Origin of the sequence: Saccharopolyspora spinosa NRRL 18395 (assembly GCF_000194155.1) — a bacterium.
Lineage (GTDB): Bacteria > Actinomycetota > Actinomycetes > Mycobacteriales > Pseudonocardiaceae > Saccharopolyspora > Saccharopolyspora spinosa.
In genome coordinates this window covers 1,802,025-1,815,387 of sequence record NZ_GL877878.1, presented here as the reverse complement: position 1 = coordinate 1,815,387, position 13,363 = coordinate 1,802,025, and the positions used below count along the sequence as shown (strand labels likewise).

The window sequence follows — 13,363 nt, the reverse complement described above, 5'->3', positions numbered from 1 at the left end:
GGGCATGGCGGCGGTGATCGCGAGGGCAGGGCATCACCGCCGCCTGCCTGCAGGCCCATTGCCCGGCGGCACGCCTCAGTGGCGGAGGCGGCCGATCATGTTGTCGTCCGGGTCGAATTCGGGGGATTTGACCCAGCCCAGGAAGTTCTGCTCGCGGGCGATGACCCGCTCCGCGGCGGCCGGGAGGTCCGCCGCGATTTCACGGGGGATGAGCAGGACGCCGTGCTTGTCGGCGTGCAGGAGGTCGCCGGGGGAGACCTGCAGGCCGCCGACGGTCACCGGGACGCCGACCTCCTCCGCGCGCACGTAACCGTGCGAGACGCCGACGGAACCGGCGAAGAAGCGGAAGCCGACGGCGTGCGCCTCGTCGAGGTCGCGGACGCAGCCGTTGGTCACCACGCCCTCGCAGCCCAGCGCGTCGAAGGTGGTGGCCATGACCTCGCCCCAGAACGCGCCGTGCCCCGGCGGGTCGTCGAGGTCCTGGAGCACCACCACACGCGGCCCGGGGATCTGGCGCACGTGGTTCCACACCAGGTCCGGGCCGTGGCCGGGCTCGTCACCCCGGGCGCGGATGGTGCCGGTGGCGACGTAGCCGACCATCACCGGCAGGTCGGGGAAGATGCAGCGGATCTCGTGGCCGGCGTAGCCGGTGTCGTGCGGGCGGATGTCGAATGTTTCGATGGCGTTGGCCATCGTCGGGGTGTCGTAGCGTCGCAGCGCCGCTAGAACGTCCGGCTCCAGTGCCTCCACAGTGGACTCCTTACTCATCCGAGAAACGAGTGCGGGGCCCGTGACCGAGCGGTCACAGGCGTCCCGCACCTCGACTGAACCGCTACGCGCCGCGTGCCACGGCGGCTTCCAGCGCCCGGCGCACCAGCACCTTCGCCAGGTGCCTCCGGTAGTCGGCGCTGGCGCTGGCCTGGTCCGGCGGCGACGTGTCCTCCGCCGCCCGCTCCGCGGCTTCGGCGGCACTCGCTCCGCTCGCCAGCGCCTCCTCCACGCCGCGCGCCCGCATCGGCGTCGGGCCCATGTTCACCAGCGCTACGCGCTGACCGGCGACGGCTACGCCGACCACCGCCCAGTCGATGGCGCGCTTGGTGAACTTCTGGAAGTCCCAGCCCTGCGAGGGGTTCTTCGCGACCCGGATCTCCACCAGCAGCTCGTCTTCGCCGAGCGCGGTTTCGAAGAAGTCGGTGAAGAACTCCGTCGCCGGGATCTCGCGGGTACCCGACGGGCCCTGCGCGACCAGCACCGCGTCCAGCGCGAGCGCCACCGCGGGCAGGTCGGAGGCCGGGTCGCCGTGCACCAGCGAGCCGCCGATGGTGCCACGGTGGCGGACCTGCGGGTCGCCGACGGTGCCTGCGGCGTGCGCCAGCAGCGGGACCTCGCGGGTCAGCAGCTCGGAGTGCTCCAGGTCGTGGTGCCGGGTCAGCGCCCCGATCCGGATCTCCGAGCCCTCGTCGCGGATGTAGGACAGGTCGCGCAGCCCGCCGAGGTCGATCAGCACCTCCGGCACAGACAGCCGCAGCTTCATCAGCGGCAGCAGCGAATGCCCGCCGGCGAGCAGTTTCGCGTCGTCGCCATGCTCGGCGAGCAGGCTCAGCGCCTCCTCGACGGTGTTGGCCTTCTTGTAGGTGAACGCGGCAGGGATCATTCCGCGGCCCCCGACTTCACCTTGGCCGCGGTCAGCACGGCTTCGACGATGTTGTGGTAGCCGGTGCACCGGCAGAGGTTGCCCTCCAGCCCGGCGCGCACCTCGGCCTCGGTCAGGTTCGGGTTCTCCTCGACGAGGGACACCGAAGCCATCACCATGCCCGGCGTGCAGAACCCGCATTGCAGCCCGTGCTTCTGCTGGAAGGCGCGCTGCATCGGGTGCAGCTCCTCGCCGTCGGCCAGGCCCTCGATCGTGGTGACCTCGTGGCCGTCGGCCTGGGCCGCCAGCACGGTGCACGACTTCACCGACTCGCCGTCCAGCAGCACCGTGCATGCCCCGCACGACGTGGTGTCACAACCGATGTTGGTGCCGGTCAGGCCGCAGTCGTCCCGCAGGTACTGGACGAGCAGCGTGCGGTCCTCGACCTCGTGGCTGCGCCGCTCGCCGTTGACGTTGATCGAAACTTGCACGAAACGAACTCCTAAGCGCTTGTCAGGTCAGCGTGATCCACTCACCTGAACCAACTCCGCGGGCTTTCTATGCCTCGTTGTCTTCCTGTCCATGAAGCGGCGTCGCCGCTTGGCCCACGCGCGCAGGGTGACCACCGGCGTCTGAGGTTCCGCTACGGGACCACCTATGGCAATTAAGTTCATGAATGGGCTTTGATCGCTTTCCACACCCGTTCTGGCGTGGTGGGCATCTCGATGTGCTTGACTCCGAGGTGGGCCACGGCATCGACAACGGCGTTGTGCACCGCCGGGGTGGCGCCGATGGTGCCGGCCCCGCCGACCCCCTTGACGCCCAACGGGTCGAGCGTGGCCGGCGTTTCCATCGTGAGCAGCTCGAAGCTGGGCAGTTCGGCCGCCGTGATGAAGGCGTAGTCGGCGAGGGTGGCGTTCTGCGGCTTTCCGTCGGCGTCGTAGGAGACCTCCTCCAGCAGGGCTTGGGCGCCGCCCTGCGCGATGCCGCCGTGCCGTTGCCCCTCCGTGAGGATCGGGTTGATGAGCACTCCGGCGTCGTCGACGGTCACGTGCCGAAGATAGTTCACCTTGCCGGTTTCGGTCTCCATTTCGCAACGGGTTGACGACCCGCCACACCGGCCCGAACAGCGCACGATCCACATGCCTGCGGACGTGGCGCTGGGCCTGCCGGAGCTGGCAGCGGAACCGCTGTTCACCCGCGACGGACAACCGGAGTGGCAGGTGTTGCAGCGGGATACGAAGTTGGACATCCCGCCGTGGCTGTGGCTCAGCGCCTCGCTGGTGGTCCTGGCCTGCCCGGTGACGCTGGTGGTGTCGCTGGGGTGGGCGCGCAGCGGGTGTCGCGTGCGATCTCGGGCCGCCGGCTGGCCTGCCGCGCCCCGCGACACCGCGCGGTCCCGGCCGGCCGGCTCGCGGACGTCACGGCAGGTATGACGAGCGCCTCGGCGGAGCTGGTCCTGGCCAGCCACCCGATCATCACGGCGGTCCCGTGCTTCGTCCCGACGTTCGCTGTGGTGGCGGTGGCAGCGGTGATCATCGATCGCCGTTCCGCAGCGGCCCGCGCGTGCTCTCGGAACCGAGCTCGTGGTGCGCTGCGCGGCGCCGCGCAGCAGCGCCTGACCCCGGTGGGGGAATTCGTTCAAGATCTACAGTGTGGTACTTGTCACATTCCTTCGTTAGGGGCAGAGTCGGTGCGGTAAGCACACCACTAGGCGGAAGAGGTGTTCGCCAATGGCCTCGACGACGACCGAACTGGCCGAACTCCAGCGGGTCCTGGCACAGCTCCGCAGCAGCGTCAGTGCGCTGCGATCCCGCTACGGCGACGCCCCGGCCGTGCGCCGGATCCACAACGACGTGGAGCGGCTGGACATCGACGTCGCGGAACTCTCCGGCACCCTCCCCATCCAGCGGCGCAGCACCGAGTCGACCGAGGACGTGGTGATAGTGCCCGACACCCCCTACGACCCGTCGCTGTGGCGCGACGCCGACGACGAGGGGTTGGGCGGGCGGGCCCCGCAGTAGGGCCGCCGTCTGGTACCGCTCGCCGCCAGTCGGCAGCCGCCCACCTGTCCGCAGTGGATCGGGTCTGGATGCGGGGGATGCGTTCCCCCGCATTTCGCTTGATCGGGGTAAGCCCCCCGGCTGTTGCGCCGGTTGGGGGACTACCTGCACCGGGACCGTTGATCCACAATGAGCGGCCTCAGGTGAGCACTGCCGGACGATTAAGACAACGAGGTCTGCGAAATGTCCGCACCACCAACCGCCACCGGCCGGGCACGGATCTCCGTGCGAACCTTGCGAACCGACCGGTGGGGGCTGCCGCCGCTATCGGGCTGTTGGCCTTCGTGGTCTACGGCCTGATCCGCACCTTCATGAACCAGTGGTACTGGGTTCCCGAGTACCACTACCTGGCGCCGTTCTACTCGCCGTGCCTGTCCACCGCCTGCGTGCCGGGCTCCAGCCACTGGGGGCAACCGGCACCGGACCTGGGGCCATTCGTGCCGCCGCCGATCTTCGTGCTGCCGTTCGTCCTCGGCTTCCGGCTGACCTGCTACTACTACCGGAAGGCCTACTACCGGTCGTTCTGGGCGTCGCCGCCAGCCTGCGCGGTCACCGAACCGCACCGCCGCTACACCGGCGAGACCCGGTTCCCGCTGATCATGCAGAACGTGCACCGCTACTTCTTCTACGCGGCGCTGATCGTGGCGGCGGTGCTGACCTACGACACGGTGATCGCCTTCCGGGGCGCCGACGGCGGCTTCGGCATCGGGCTGGGCACCCTGCTGATGGTGGTCAACGCCGTGCTGCTGTGGTCGTACACGCTGTCCTGCCACTCCTGCCGGCACCTGATCGGCGGCAGGCTCACCCACTTCTCGAAGCACCCGGTGCGCTACTGGTTCTGGACCAAGGTGACCTGGCTCAACGGCAAGCACATGGTGCTGGCCTGGTCGTCGCTGGTGTCGGTGGCGCTGGTGGACCTATACGTGCTGCTGGTGGCCAGCGGGGCGTTCCCGGATCCGAGACTGCTCAACTAGCCAGGAAGTGTTCTCAGGTGGTTTACGTGGCGGCGCCGGTAGCGGAACCTCAGCGGCCTTCTCGCTGCGGCATCCCCGACCTCATGAGTGGCCAACACCACGTCGGGGCTGTCCTCGCGAGAAGGGCCCCTGAGAACCTGCGGCGGTGTCAGTTGAGTCCCACACCGCAAGCGGCTGCCGCCGCTTGTGAAGGAGAAGGAAGTCGATGGTGGAGATCGAACGGCACGAGTACGACGTCGTCGTGATCGGCGCCGGTGGTGCGGGCCTGCGCGCGGCGATCGAGACGCGGTCCCAGGGCTTGCGCACGGCAGTGGTGTGCAAGTCGTTGTTCGGCAAGGCCCACACGGTGATGGCCGAGGGCGGCATCGCCGCGTCGATGGGCAATGTCAACTCCCGCGACAACTGGCAGGTTCACTTCCGCGACACCATGCGCGGCGGGAAGTTCCTGAACAACTGGCGGATGGCCGAGCTGCACGCGAAGGAAGCGCCGCAGCGGGTGTGGGAGCTGGAGACATACGGCGCCCTGTTCGACCGAACCCCGGACGGCCGGATCAGCCAGCGCAACTTCGGCGGTCACGAGTACCCGCGGCTGGCGCACGTCGGTGACCGCACCGGGCTGGAGCTGATCCGCACGTTGCAGCAGAAGATCGTGTCGCTGCAGCAGAAAGACCACGCCGAGCACGGTGACTACGAGGCCAGGATCAAGGTCTTCCAGGAGTGCACGGTCACCGAGCTGCTCAAGGACGACGGCCGGCTCGCCGGGGCGTTCGGGTACTGGCGTGAGTCCGGGCGGTTCGTGCTGTTCCAGGCGCCGGTGGTCATCCTCGCCACCGGTGGGATCGGCAAGTCGTTCAAGGTGACCTCGAATTCGTGGGAGTACACCGGCGACGGGCACGCGCTGGCGCTGCGAGCCGGGGCGTCGCTGATCAACATGGAGTTCGTCCAGTTCCACCCGACCGGCATGGTGTGGCCGCCGAGCGTGAAGGGCATCCTGGTCACCGAGTCGGTGCGCGGCGACGGCGGCGTGCTGTGCAACTCCGAGGGCCGCCGGTTCATGTTCGACTACATCCCCGAGGTCTTCAAGGACAACTACGCGGACAACGAGGACGAAGCCGACCGCTGGTACGACGACCCGGACAACAACCGTCGCCCGCCGGAGCTGCTGCCGCGCGACGAGGTGGCGCGCGCGATCAACAACGAGGTGAAGGAAGGCCGGGGTTCGCAGCACGGCGGGGTGTTCCTCGACGTGGCGACCCGGCTGTCCGCCGAGCAGATCACCAAGCGGCTGCCGTCGATGTACCACCAGTTCAAGGAACTGGCCGACGTCGACATCACCGCGGAGCCGATGGAGGTCGGGCCGACCTGTCACTACGTGATGGGCGGCGTGGAGGTGGACCCGGACACCGCGGCGTCCCGGGTGCCGGGGCTGTTCGCGGCCGGCGAAGTGGCCGGCGGGATGCACGGGTCCAACCGGCTGGGCGGCAACTCGCTGTCCGACCTGCTGGTCTTCGGCCGCCGCGCGGGCGCCGGTGCCGCCGAGTACGTCGCGGGGCTCGGGGCGCGGCCGGACATCGGCCAGTCCGATGTGGACGCCGCGGCCCGTCGCGCGCAGGATCCGTTCGAGTCCGCTGCCGCGCCGAACGCGGAGAACCCCTACGCGCTGCACGCCGAGCTGCAGCAGGTGATGAACGACCTGGTCGGCATCATCCGAAAGGGCGAGGAGATGCGGCAGGCGCTGGCGAGGCTGCGAGACCTCAAGGCGCGCGCCGAACACCTCGCGGTTGAGGGCAACCGGCAGTTCAACCCGGGCTGGCACCTGGCCCTGGACCTGCGGAACATGCTGCTGGTCAGCGAGTGCGTGGCGCGGGCGGCGCTGCTGCGCACCGAGAGCCGCGGCGGCCACACCCGCGACGACCACCCGGTGATGGAGTCGAAGTGGCGGCGCAAGCTGCTCGTGTGCGGAATCGGCGACGAGCAGGTCGAGGTCGTAGAGCAGTCGCAGGTGCCGATGCGCGGGGACCTCCTGGAGCTGTTCAAGGTCGAGGAAATGCGCAAGTACTACACCGAAGAAGAGCTGGCGGACGTTGAGGTGAAGGGGCTCTGATGGGATACCAGGCGCACTTCCGGGTGTGGCGCGGCTCGGACGACGGCGAGCTCCGCGACTACACCGTGGAGGTCAACGAGGGCGAGGTGGTGCTCGACATCATCCACCGGTTGCAGGCCACCCAGTGCCCGGACATGGCGGTTCGGTGGAACTGCAAGGCGGGCAAGTGCGGCTCGTGCTCGGCGGAGATCAACGGCCGCCCCCGGCTAATGTGCATGGCACGGATGTCGACGTTCGAGCCGGCCGAGACGATCACGGTCACGCCGATGCGGACGTTCCCACTGGTCAAGGACCTGGTCACGGACGTGTCCTACAACTACGTGAAGGCCCGCGAGGTGCCGTCGTTCGCGCCGCCGGAAGGCCTGGAGCCGGGCGAGTACCGGATGCAGCAGGTGGACGTGCAGCGGTCGCAGGAGTTCCGCAAGTGCATCGAGTGCTTCCTGTGCCAGAACACCTGCCACGTCATCCGCGACCACAAAGACAACGAGCAGGCGTTCTCCGGCCCCCGCTTCCTGATGCGGGTGGCGGAGCTCGAAATGCACCCGCTGGACGCGGCGGAGAACCGCCCGGAGGAAGCGCGCGGCGAACACGGCCTGGGCCTGTGCAACATCACCAAGTGCTGCACGGACGTCTGCCCGGAGAACATCCACATCACCGACAACGCGCTGATCCCGCTGAAGGAGCGGGTGGCGGACCGCCGCTACGACCCGATCCTCAGCCTCTTCCGCCGCAAGAAGGACTGAGCGCGACACCGACTGAGAGTCCCGCTCGCCCGGCTCAGCCAGGTGAGCGGGACTCGCGTCGTGTTCAGGCGTCGCGGCAATGATCAGTTCGTCGAGGTGCGGCTAGGGCGCGGCGTTGTGGACGTTCGGGACTCGAAGGACCGGGCAGGCCCGCGTTGTGGGTCGGGGCGTCCGGCTGGGGTCCGTTCGTCGGGGGCTTCGAGGCCGGGTAGTGCCGAGGGCGCGGGTGCGCAGGCCGGTTGGCTGCGCACCCGCGACTCACCCGTGGGTCAGATGCCGAATGGGGCCGGGTACTGGACCTTGCCGCTGGGGATTTCGGCTTCTGGGTCGAGGGGGAGGGCCATCATGGCCTCGTCCGGGACCTCGATCGTCAGGCTGATCCCGAACTCCGACGCTCTCTTGAACCCGAAGCGCGGGTAGTACTCGGGATGCCCGAGTACCAGGACCAACTTCTCACCCATCGCGCGCGCCGCTTCCAGCCCGGCCCGGATCGCCGCCGAACCGGCGCCGGTGCGCTGGTAGCGCCGCAGCACCGCGCACGGCCCGAGGGTCAGCGTGGGGAAGCCGTCGACGTGGTTGCGCGTGAGCAGCGAGTGGCCGACGACCTCACCGTTCGCGTCTTCGGCCACAATGGACAGTCCGTCGATCCACGCCGGATCCTTGCGCAGGGCCTCGATCAAGTCCGCCTCCAGGGCGGTCGGGAAGGCGTCGAGGTTGACCGCGCGGATCGCTGGGACGTCGGCGTCGGTCTCCGGGCGGGTGGTCCACATCTCGGTGCTCTCCTCGTTCTTGGGGCGCAGAACATAGCCGGTGTAGCGGTAGTCGCGGCCGTGCGCTCGGCGAATCTCGATCTCGGCTCGGGCGGCCGCGACCGCCTCGCGCATTCCGGGCACGGCCAGTTCGAGCAGGTGCCGGGTGGTCGCGTCGGATCCGGGCCCCTGCCGGGGCAGGCCGTGGTGCGACGCGAAGAACGCGTCACGCACGGCGAGATCGTCCGGGGAAGCAGAATTGTGTTGTGACAACGGAAGGAACTCCTGGTGAAGGGAGTCCCGGCGGAGACGCGTGCAGACATACCCGCAACGCGGCGGACGCATCAGCTGGGACGGCGCGTCAGACCGGGACTCGGGACGTGAGAACGGTCCGGGCGCTGCTCGCCGCAGCGATCACCAGGGCAACCATGAGATCTCACCTCCCGTTCCACGCATGTCGTCGATCGCGAACGACATCGACGTTAGCAGCAGCGCCCAACGGGAGCACGTGATTTTCGCGCCGCCTGGCTCGGCCGGGAACCGCCGCACGTCCCCGGGTGCCAGCGTGCGGGTTCGGCGGATGAGGTTCGCGAACGGTCCGGCATGGCAGCGGAAAGGCGATTCTTCTTTATTCCGAGGGTGTTCACCCCGCGCTACACAGGATTCACGGAGATATGCGGAGTTTCCCGGTCATAGTGGTAGCGGGCTGCTGCCGCTGGGTGTGCTGGTTCCGCAGCAGGTGAAGTGGTTCGACGGCATCGACAAGATCGCGCTCGGCGGGTCCAGCCGGAACGGCGGCCGCTGCTCAGCGAGCGGCGCTCGCCTTGAGATCCCGGTGTCCGGGCAGCGTTTCGCGTCAGACAACCCGACCACCGGTCCCAACCGCCGCTCGAACCCGCGCCCTCGCTGATGCGAGCCCTCCGGTGCCCGTTCAGCCCTGGAGCTTCTGGTGGCGTTCGCTCAGGGACCGGCCCAGGCCGGCCACTTCCTCCTCCATCTTCGGGATCAGGCGGCGCATGGTCGGCATCATGAGCCGCTCGACCAGCCGCGACGAAGGAGCGTTGCGCAGCCAGTGCATCAGCATGATCGACCGCGGCACGTAAACGCGGCGGGCGCGGCGCTCGACTCCGTCGGCGAAGGCCTTGCCGCAGCTCTCGACGCTCGTGGTCGCGCGCATCGGCCACGGCAGCCGCTTGCGCATCTCGTGGAAGCTGCGCAGGTCGTGCGCGACGTCGCGCACCATGTCGGTGTCGATCCACGATGGGTGCGCGCTGCCCACCATCACGCCGAGGTGCGCAACCTCCGAGCGAAGCGCGCTGGCCAGTGCGTCCGCGCCCGCCTTGCTCGCGGTGTAGGCGGCCATCCCGCCGATCGGGGCGAACGCCGACAGCGACGAGACCACCAGCAGGTAGCCGCGGCGGTCGGCCAAGTGCGGCAGCGCGGCGCGCACGGTGTGGAAGACGCCGTTGAGGTTCACGTCGATCGTCTTGACGAACGCGCGCGGGTCGCTCTTGCGGACCGTGCCGACCGGCGCGATCCCGGCGTTGGCGATGGCCACGTCGATGCGGCCGAAGTGCTCTGCGGCGCGCGACACGGCGGCCTCGATCGAGTCCGGGTCGGTCACGTCGGCCTCGCCCCAGAAGTGGCCGTCGCCCAGTTCCGCGGCCACGGTGGCGAGTTCGTCGGGCTCTAGGCCGATCAGGGCGAGCCGCGCCCCGCGCCGGGCCAGCTCACGCGCGGTCTGCGCGCCGATCCCCCGCGCGGCGCCGGTGATCAGGACGACCTTGCCGGACACGTTCGGCATGAGCACTCCCAAGGTTCGTGGAGCCAGCGAGTTATCTACTAAGCAGTAGCCTACTCGCAGTAGGTTTGGAAGGAAATGCCTTGACCCTGCCGCGACGGCCGCATTCCGCCTCGGAGCCCGTTGTGGTGGCTGGGCATCGTGACCCTGGTGCTGATCGGCGGCGAGCTCGTCCGGCCCGGAACCGCGCGGTGCCGGACGGACTGCTGGTCAGCGCCGGTCAGCAGTGGCTGAGCGCGCTGAACGCGAGCCGGCCGCGGGCGCTGGGAACCGACCGACGCGTCGAAGATCACTGGGCATCACGGCCGGGACGGGCTGCTATCGCCACGGTCTGCAACGTGTTCGGCACTGCGATCCGACCGGCCTGCTGCTCCGGCCCGCCTACCTCGCGGTCGCCCTGGCCACCAGCGCAGCGGAGGCCCCCGTCCGACTGCTTCGCCGCCGCTCAACCCGACCGCACCAACGGTGAAGGGCACCTCCTGCCAAGTTGGCAGAAGGTGCCCTTCACCTGATGAAACCGTGTCAGCTCAGAGCGAGTTGAGCTTGGTCGTCGTCTGCTGCTCGTCGGCCACGAGTTCCTCGGCCAGCTTGCGCATCGCCTGCGCCGAGCCTTCCTCCTGCTCGGTGCGGGCGAGCTTCCCGGCACCCCCCTGCAGCGACAGCATCGCCTGCTTCCACTGCTGGTCGAACTGCGCGCCCGAGGCCTTCGAGAGCTGCTGCAGCTGCTGGTCGGTCTGCAGGCCCGCGTCGGCGGAGTTCTCGGCCTCGTCCTCCGGGGCGCTGCCCGACTGCTGGCCAGCGGCGGAGTTCAGGAACTCGTTCAGCTGCTCGACCTGCGGCTGCACCGACTGCTTCAGCTCCGCGGCGAGCGACCTGACCTCGGCACTCTGCGTGTGGGTGGCGGCCAGGTCGGCCAGCTTCGACACCTGCTGCCGGTTGGCCAGCAGCTGCTGCGCGAACTCGCGGTCCGTCGTGGTGTGCTCGCCGGTCGACCCGGTGCCGTGCTCTGCGTGCTGCTGCGCGGTCGCGGGCGGCGGTGTGCCGGGGGCCGGGGGCTGGTCGCTGGGCGCATCGCTCGGCGTGCAGCCCGCGAGTGCGAGACCGCAGGCCAGCACGGCGCCGATGATCGTGCTCCTCCGCACGTGCTTCCCCTCCAGGATCTGGTGGACATCGTCCCAGGGCGGCCCGTTGATCGGTGGCGGCTGATCGCAGGTGGGCTGCCGGACCTCTTGCCCCGTAGGCTAACCGGCGCCCCGCGGGCGCGTGCGGGCGACGTCGCCGCGGGGGCGCGCTGTCGGGTGGATCTCACTGCGGGTGACGGTGCCCGTTCCAATGAATAGGGTGGCTACGGCCCGGCCGAACTACGGCCGGAAGCCCGGACTAGTATCCGCAGTCGGCAGGCATCGCGACTGGCTTGTGCTGCAGGGGCTCTGCAGGGTGTCGCGTGCTGCCAACCGGCCCAACCGGGTCGGGCGGACCCAGCCGGGTTCGATGAGGCTTCAAAAGGGAGTGCAGGAGGCACCGTGACGGCCGTCGCGCCACAGCCGATCGCCACGCGCCCCTATCCGGTGCGCAAAACGGTCAAGGGGTCCTTCCTGGCGCGGATGTTCCGCACCACGGACCACAAGCAAATCGGCATCCTCTACCTGGTCACGTCGATGGCGTTCTTCCTGGTCGGCGGCCTGATGGCGATGCTGATCCGCGGGGAGCTGGCGGTTCCAGGGCTGCAGTTCCTGTCGCAGGAGCAGTACAACCAGCTGTTTACCATGCACGGCACGGTCATGCTGCTGCTGTACGCGACGCCGATCCTGTTCGGCTTCGCGAACTACATCCTGCCGCTGCAGATCGGTTCCCCGGACGTCGCGTTCCCGCGGTTGAACGCCCTGGGTTACTGGCTGTACCTGTTCGGCGGCCTGATGGTCGTGAGCGGCTTCCTGCTGCCGGGTGGCGCCGCCGACTTCGGCTGGTTCGCCTACACCCCGCTGTCGGACGCCCTGCACTCGCCGGGCCACGGCGCGGACATGTGGATCGCCGGGCTGGCGGTCTCCGGTCTGGGCACCATCCTCGGTGCGGTCAACATGCTGACCACCGTGGTCTGCCTGCGCGCCCCGGGCATGACGATGTTCCGCTTGCCGATCTTCACCTGGAACATCATGGTCACGAGCCTGCTGATCCTGATGGCGTTCCCGATCCTGACCGCCGCGCTGCTGGGCCTGATGGCCGACCGCCACCTCGGTGCACACGTGTTCGACCCGGCCAACGGCGGCGTGATCCTCTGGCAGCACCTGTTCTGGTTCTTCGGCCACCCCGAGGTCTACATCGTCGCGCTGCCGTTCTTCGGCATCGTGTCGGAGATCTTCCCGGTCTTCAGCCGCAAGCCGCTGTTCGGTTACACGGGTCTGGTCCTCGCGACGCTGGGCATCGCGGCCCTGTCGGTCGTGGTGTGGGCGCACCACATGTACGCCACCGGTGCCGTGCTGCTGCCGTTCTTCGCGTTCACCACGTTCCTGATCGCGATCCCGACCGGTGTGAAGTTCTTCAACTGGATCGGCACCATGTGGAAGGGGCAGCTGACCTTCGAGACGCCGATGATCTTCAGCGTCGGCTTCCTGGTCACCTTCCTCTTCGGCGGTCTCACCGGTGTCCTGCTGGCCATGCCGCCGGTCGACTTCCACGTCTCGGACACCTACTTCGTGGTGGCGCACTTCCACTACGTGCTCTACGGCACGATCGTGTTCGCGACCTTCGCCGGCATCTACTTCTGGTTCCCGAAGATGACCGGGCGGATGCTCGACGAACGGCTGGGCAAGCTGCACTTCTGGCTGACGTTCATCGGCTTCCACGGCACGTTCCTGGTGCAGCACTGGCTGGGCAACGAGGGCATGCCGCGCCGGTACGCCGACTACCTGGAGTCCGACGGGTTCACCGCGCTGAACACGGTCTCCACGATCGGCGCGTTCATCCTGGGCGCCTCGATGCTGCCGTTCCTCTACAACATCTTCAAGAGCTACCGCTACGGCGAGGTCGTCACGGTCGACGACCCGTGGGGCTACGGCAACTCCCTGGAGTGGGCGACCTCCTGCCCGCCGCCGCGGCACAACTTCACCGAGCTGCCCCGGATCCGTTCCGAGCGGCCGGCCTTCGAGCTGCACTACCCGCACATCTCCGAGCGGATGCGGCTGGAGGGGCACCTCAGCCTCACCGGCAAGACCCTCGCGCACAAGGACGAGGCGAACCCGGCGGTCGGTGCCTCGGGGAACTCCGAGAAGTGACTTGGGCGCTAGCCCCGCACGGCA

Annotated in this window: 11 protein-coding genes and 2 pseudogenes; 6 read left to right on the top strand and 7 right to left on the bottom strand. The window is 68.8% G+C overall.

What is annotated here, in order from left to right; genetic code table 11:
• Positions 1–75: 75 nt before the first annotated feature.
• The 4 genes and pseudogenes from SSPN_RS43165 to SSPN_RS0109105 all read right to left on the bottom strand — a co-directional run.
• Positions 76–750, bottom strand: coding sequence for an RraA family protein (locus SSPN_RS43165; RefSeq protein ID WP_010693781.1), 675 nt, complete (start codon positions 748–750; stop codon positions 76–78).
• A gap of 82 nt (positions 751–832) precedes the next feature.
• Entirely contained in the window at positions 833–1,654 is an 822-nt protein-coding gene (locus SSPN_RS0109115) for an FAD binding domain-containing protein (RefSeq protein ID WP_010693780.1), read from the bottom strand.
• Positions 1,651–2,124: a (2Fe-2S)-binding protein gene (locus tag SSPN_RS0109110; protein ID WP_010693779.1), complete on the bottom strand. Its 474-nt coding sequence runs from the start codon at positions 2,122–2,124 to the stop codon at positions 1,651–1,653. Before SSPN_RS0109110 ends, SSPN_RS0109115 begins: the two co-directional genes overlap by 4 nt.
• Positions 2,125–2,303: 179 nt before the next feature.
• Positions 2,304–2,726, bottom strand: a pseudogene (locus SSPN_RS0109105) (molybdopterin cofactor-binding domain-containing protein); the annotation flags it as partial.
• Between the two features lie 49 nt (positions 2,727–2,775).
• Between SSPN_RS0109105 and SSPN_RS57605 the strand changes: the two are divergent.
• From SSPN_RS57605 to SSPN_RS0109080, 5 genes and pseudogenes are all read left to right on the top strand, one after another.
• The gene (locus SSPN_RS57605) at positions 2,776–3,069 is read left to right on the top strand and encodes a hypothetical protein (RefSeq protein WP_010693775.1); all 294 of its coding nucleotides are present in this window, start codon (positions 2,776–2,778) and stop codon (positions 3,067–3,069) included.
• Positions 3,070–3,366: 297 nt separating this feature from the next.
• Entirely contained in the window at positions 3,367–3,657 is a 291-nt protein-coding gene (locus SSPN_RS0109095; RefSeq protein ID WP_010693773.1) for a hypothetical protein, read from the top strand.
• A 222-nt stretch (positions 3,658–3,879) separates the two neighbouring features.
• Positions 3,880–4,670 (top strand): annotated as a pseudogene (locus SSPN_RS43160) (hypothetical protein).
• A gap of 205 nt (positions 4,671–4,875) precedes the next feature.
• Positions 4,876–6,774 (top strand): fumarate reductase/succinate dehydrogenase flavoprotein subunit, encoded by a 1,899-nt coding sequence (locus tag SSPN_RS0109085; protein ID WP_010693771.1) that lies wholly within the window; start codon positions 4,876–4,878, stop codon positions 6,772–6,774.
• The gene (locus SSPN_RS0109080) at positions 6,774–7,517 is read left to right on the top strand and encodes a succinate dehydrogenase/fumarate reductase iron-sulfur subunit (RefSeq protein ID WP_010693770.1); all 744 of its coding nucleotides are present in this window, start codon (positions 6,774–6,776) and stop codon (positions 7,515–7,517) included. The genes SSPN_RS0109085 and SSPN_RS0109080 overlap by 1 nt, the downstream gene beginning before the upstream one ends.
• A 269-nt stretch (positions 7,518–7,786) precedes the next feature.
• On the opposite strand, the gene SSPN_RS58305 is transcribed toward SSPN_RS0109080, so the two are convergent.
• The 3 genes from SSPN_RS58305 to SSPN_RS0109055 all read right to left on the bottom strand — a co-directional run bounded on the left by SSPN_RS58305 (position 7,787) and on the right by SSPN_RS0109055 (position 11,209).
• Positions 7,787–8,500 (bottom strand): GNAT family N-acetyltransferase, encoded by a 714-nt coding sequence (locus tag SSPN_RS58305; protein WP_010693769.1) that lies wholly within the window; start codon positions 8,498–8,500, stop codon positions 7,787–7,789.
• 697 nt (positions 8,501–9,197) lie between these two features.
• Entirely contained in the window at positions 9,198–10,070 is an 873-nt protein-coding gene (locus SSPN_RS0109065) for an SDR family oxidoreductase (RefSeq protein ID WP_029535132.1), read from the bottom strand.
• Positions 10,071–10,594: 524 nt separating this feature from the next.
• Positions 10,595–11,209 carry a DUF305 domain-containing protein gene (locus SSPN_RS0109055; RefSeq protein ID WP_010693765.1) on the bottom strand — a complete coding sequence of 205 codons (615 nt, stop codon included), beginning with the start codon at positions 11,207–11,209 and terminating at the stop codon, positions 10,595–10,597.
• 381 nt (positions 11,210–11,590) lie between these two features.
• Between SSPN_RS0109055 and ctaD the strand changes: the two genes are divergently transcribed.
• Complete coding sequence (gene ctaD / locus SSPN_RS0109050; RefSeq protein WP_010693764.1) at positions 11,591–13,339, top strand: aa3-type cytochrome oxidase subunit I; 1,749 nt, start codon at positions 11,591–11,593, stop codon at positions 13,337–13,339.
• Positions 13,340–13,363 lie beyond the last annotated feature (24 nt).

Bases quoted from the DNA above. Each gene is read 5' to 3' on its own strand.
- SSPN_RS0109095 (WP_010693773.1), top strand. From the start codon at position 3,367: ATGGCCTCGACGACGACCGAACTGGCCGAACTCCAGCGGGTCCTGGCA.
- SSPN_RS0109080 (WP_010693770.1), top strand. From the start codon at position 6,774: ATGGGATACCAGGCGCACTTCCGGGTGTGGCGCGGCTCGGACGACGGC.
- SSPN_RS57605 (WP_010693775.1), top strand. From the start codon at position 2,776: ATGCCTGCGGACGTGGCGCTGGGCCTGCCGGAGCTGGCAGCGGAACCG.
- SSPN_RS0109115 (WP_010693780.1), bottom strand. From the start codon at position 1,654: ATGATCCCTGCCGCGTTCACCTACAAGAAGGCCAACACCGTCGAGGAG.
- SSPN_RS0109085 (WP_010693771.1), top strand. From the start codon at position 4,876: ATGGTGGAGATCGAACGGCACGAGTACGACGTCGTCGTGATCGGCGCC.
- SSPN_RS0109065 (WP_029535132.1), bottom strand. From the start codon at position 10,070: ATGCCGAACGTGTCCGGCAAGGTCGTCCTGATCACCGGCGCCGCGCGG.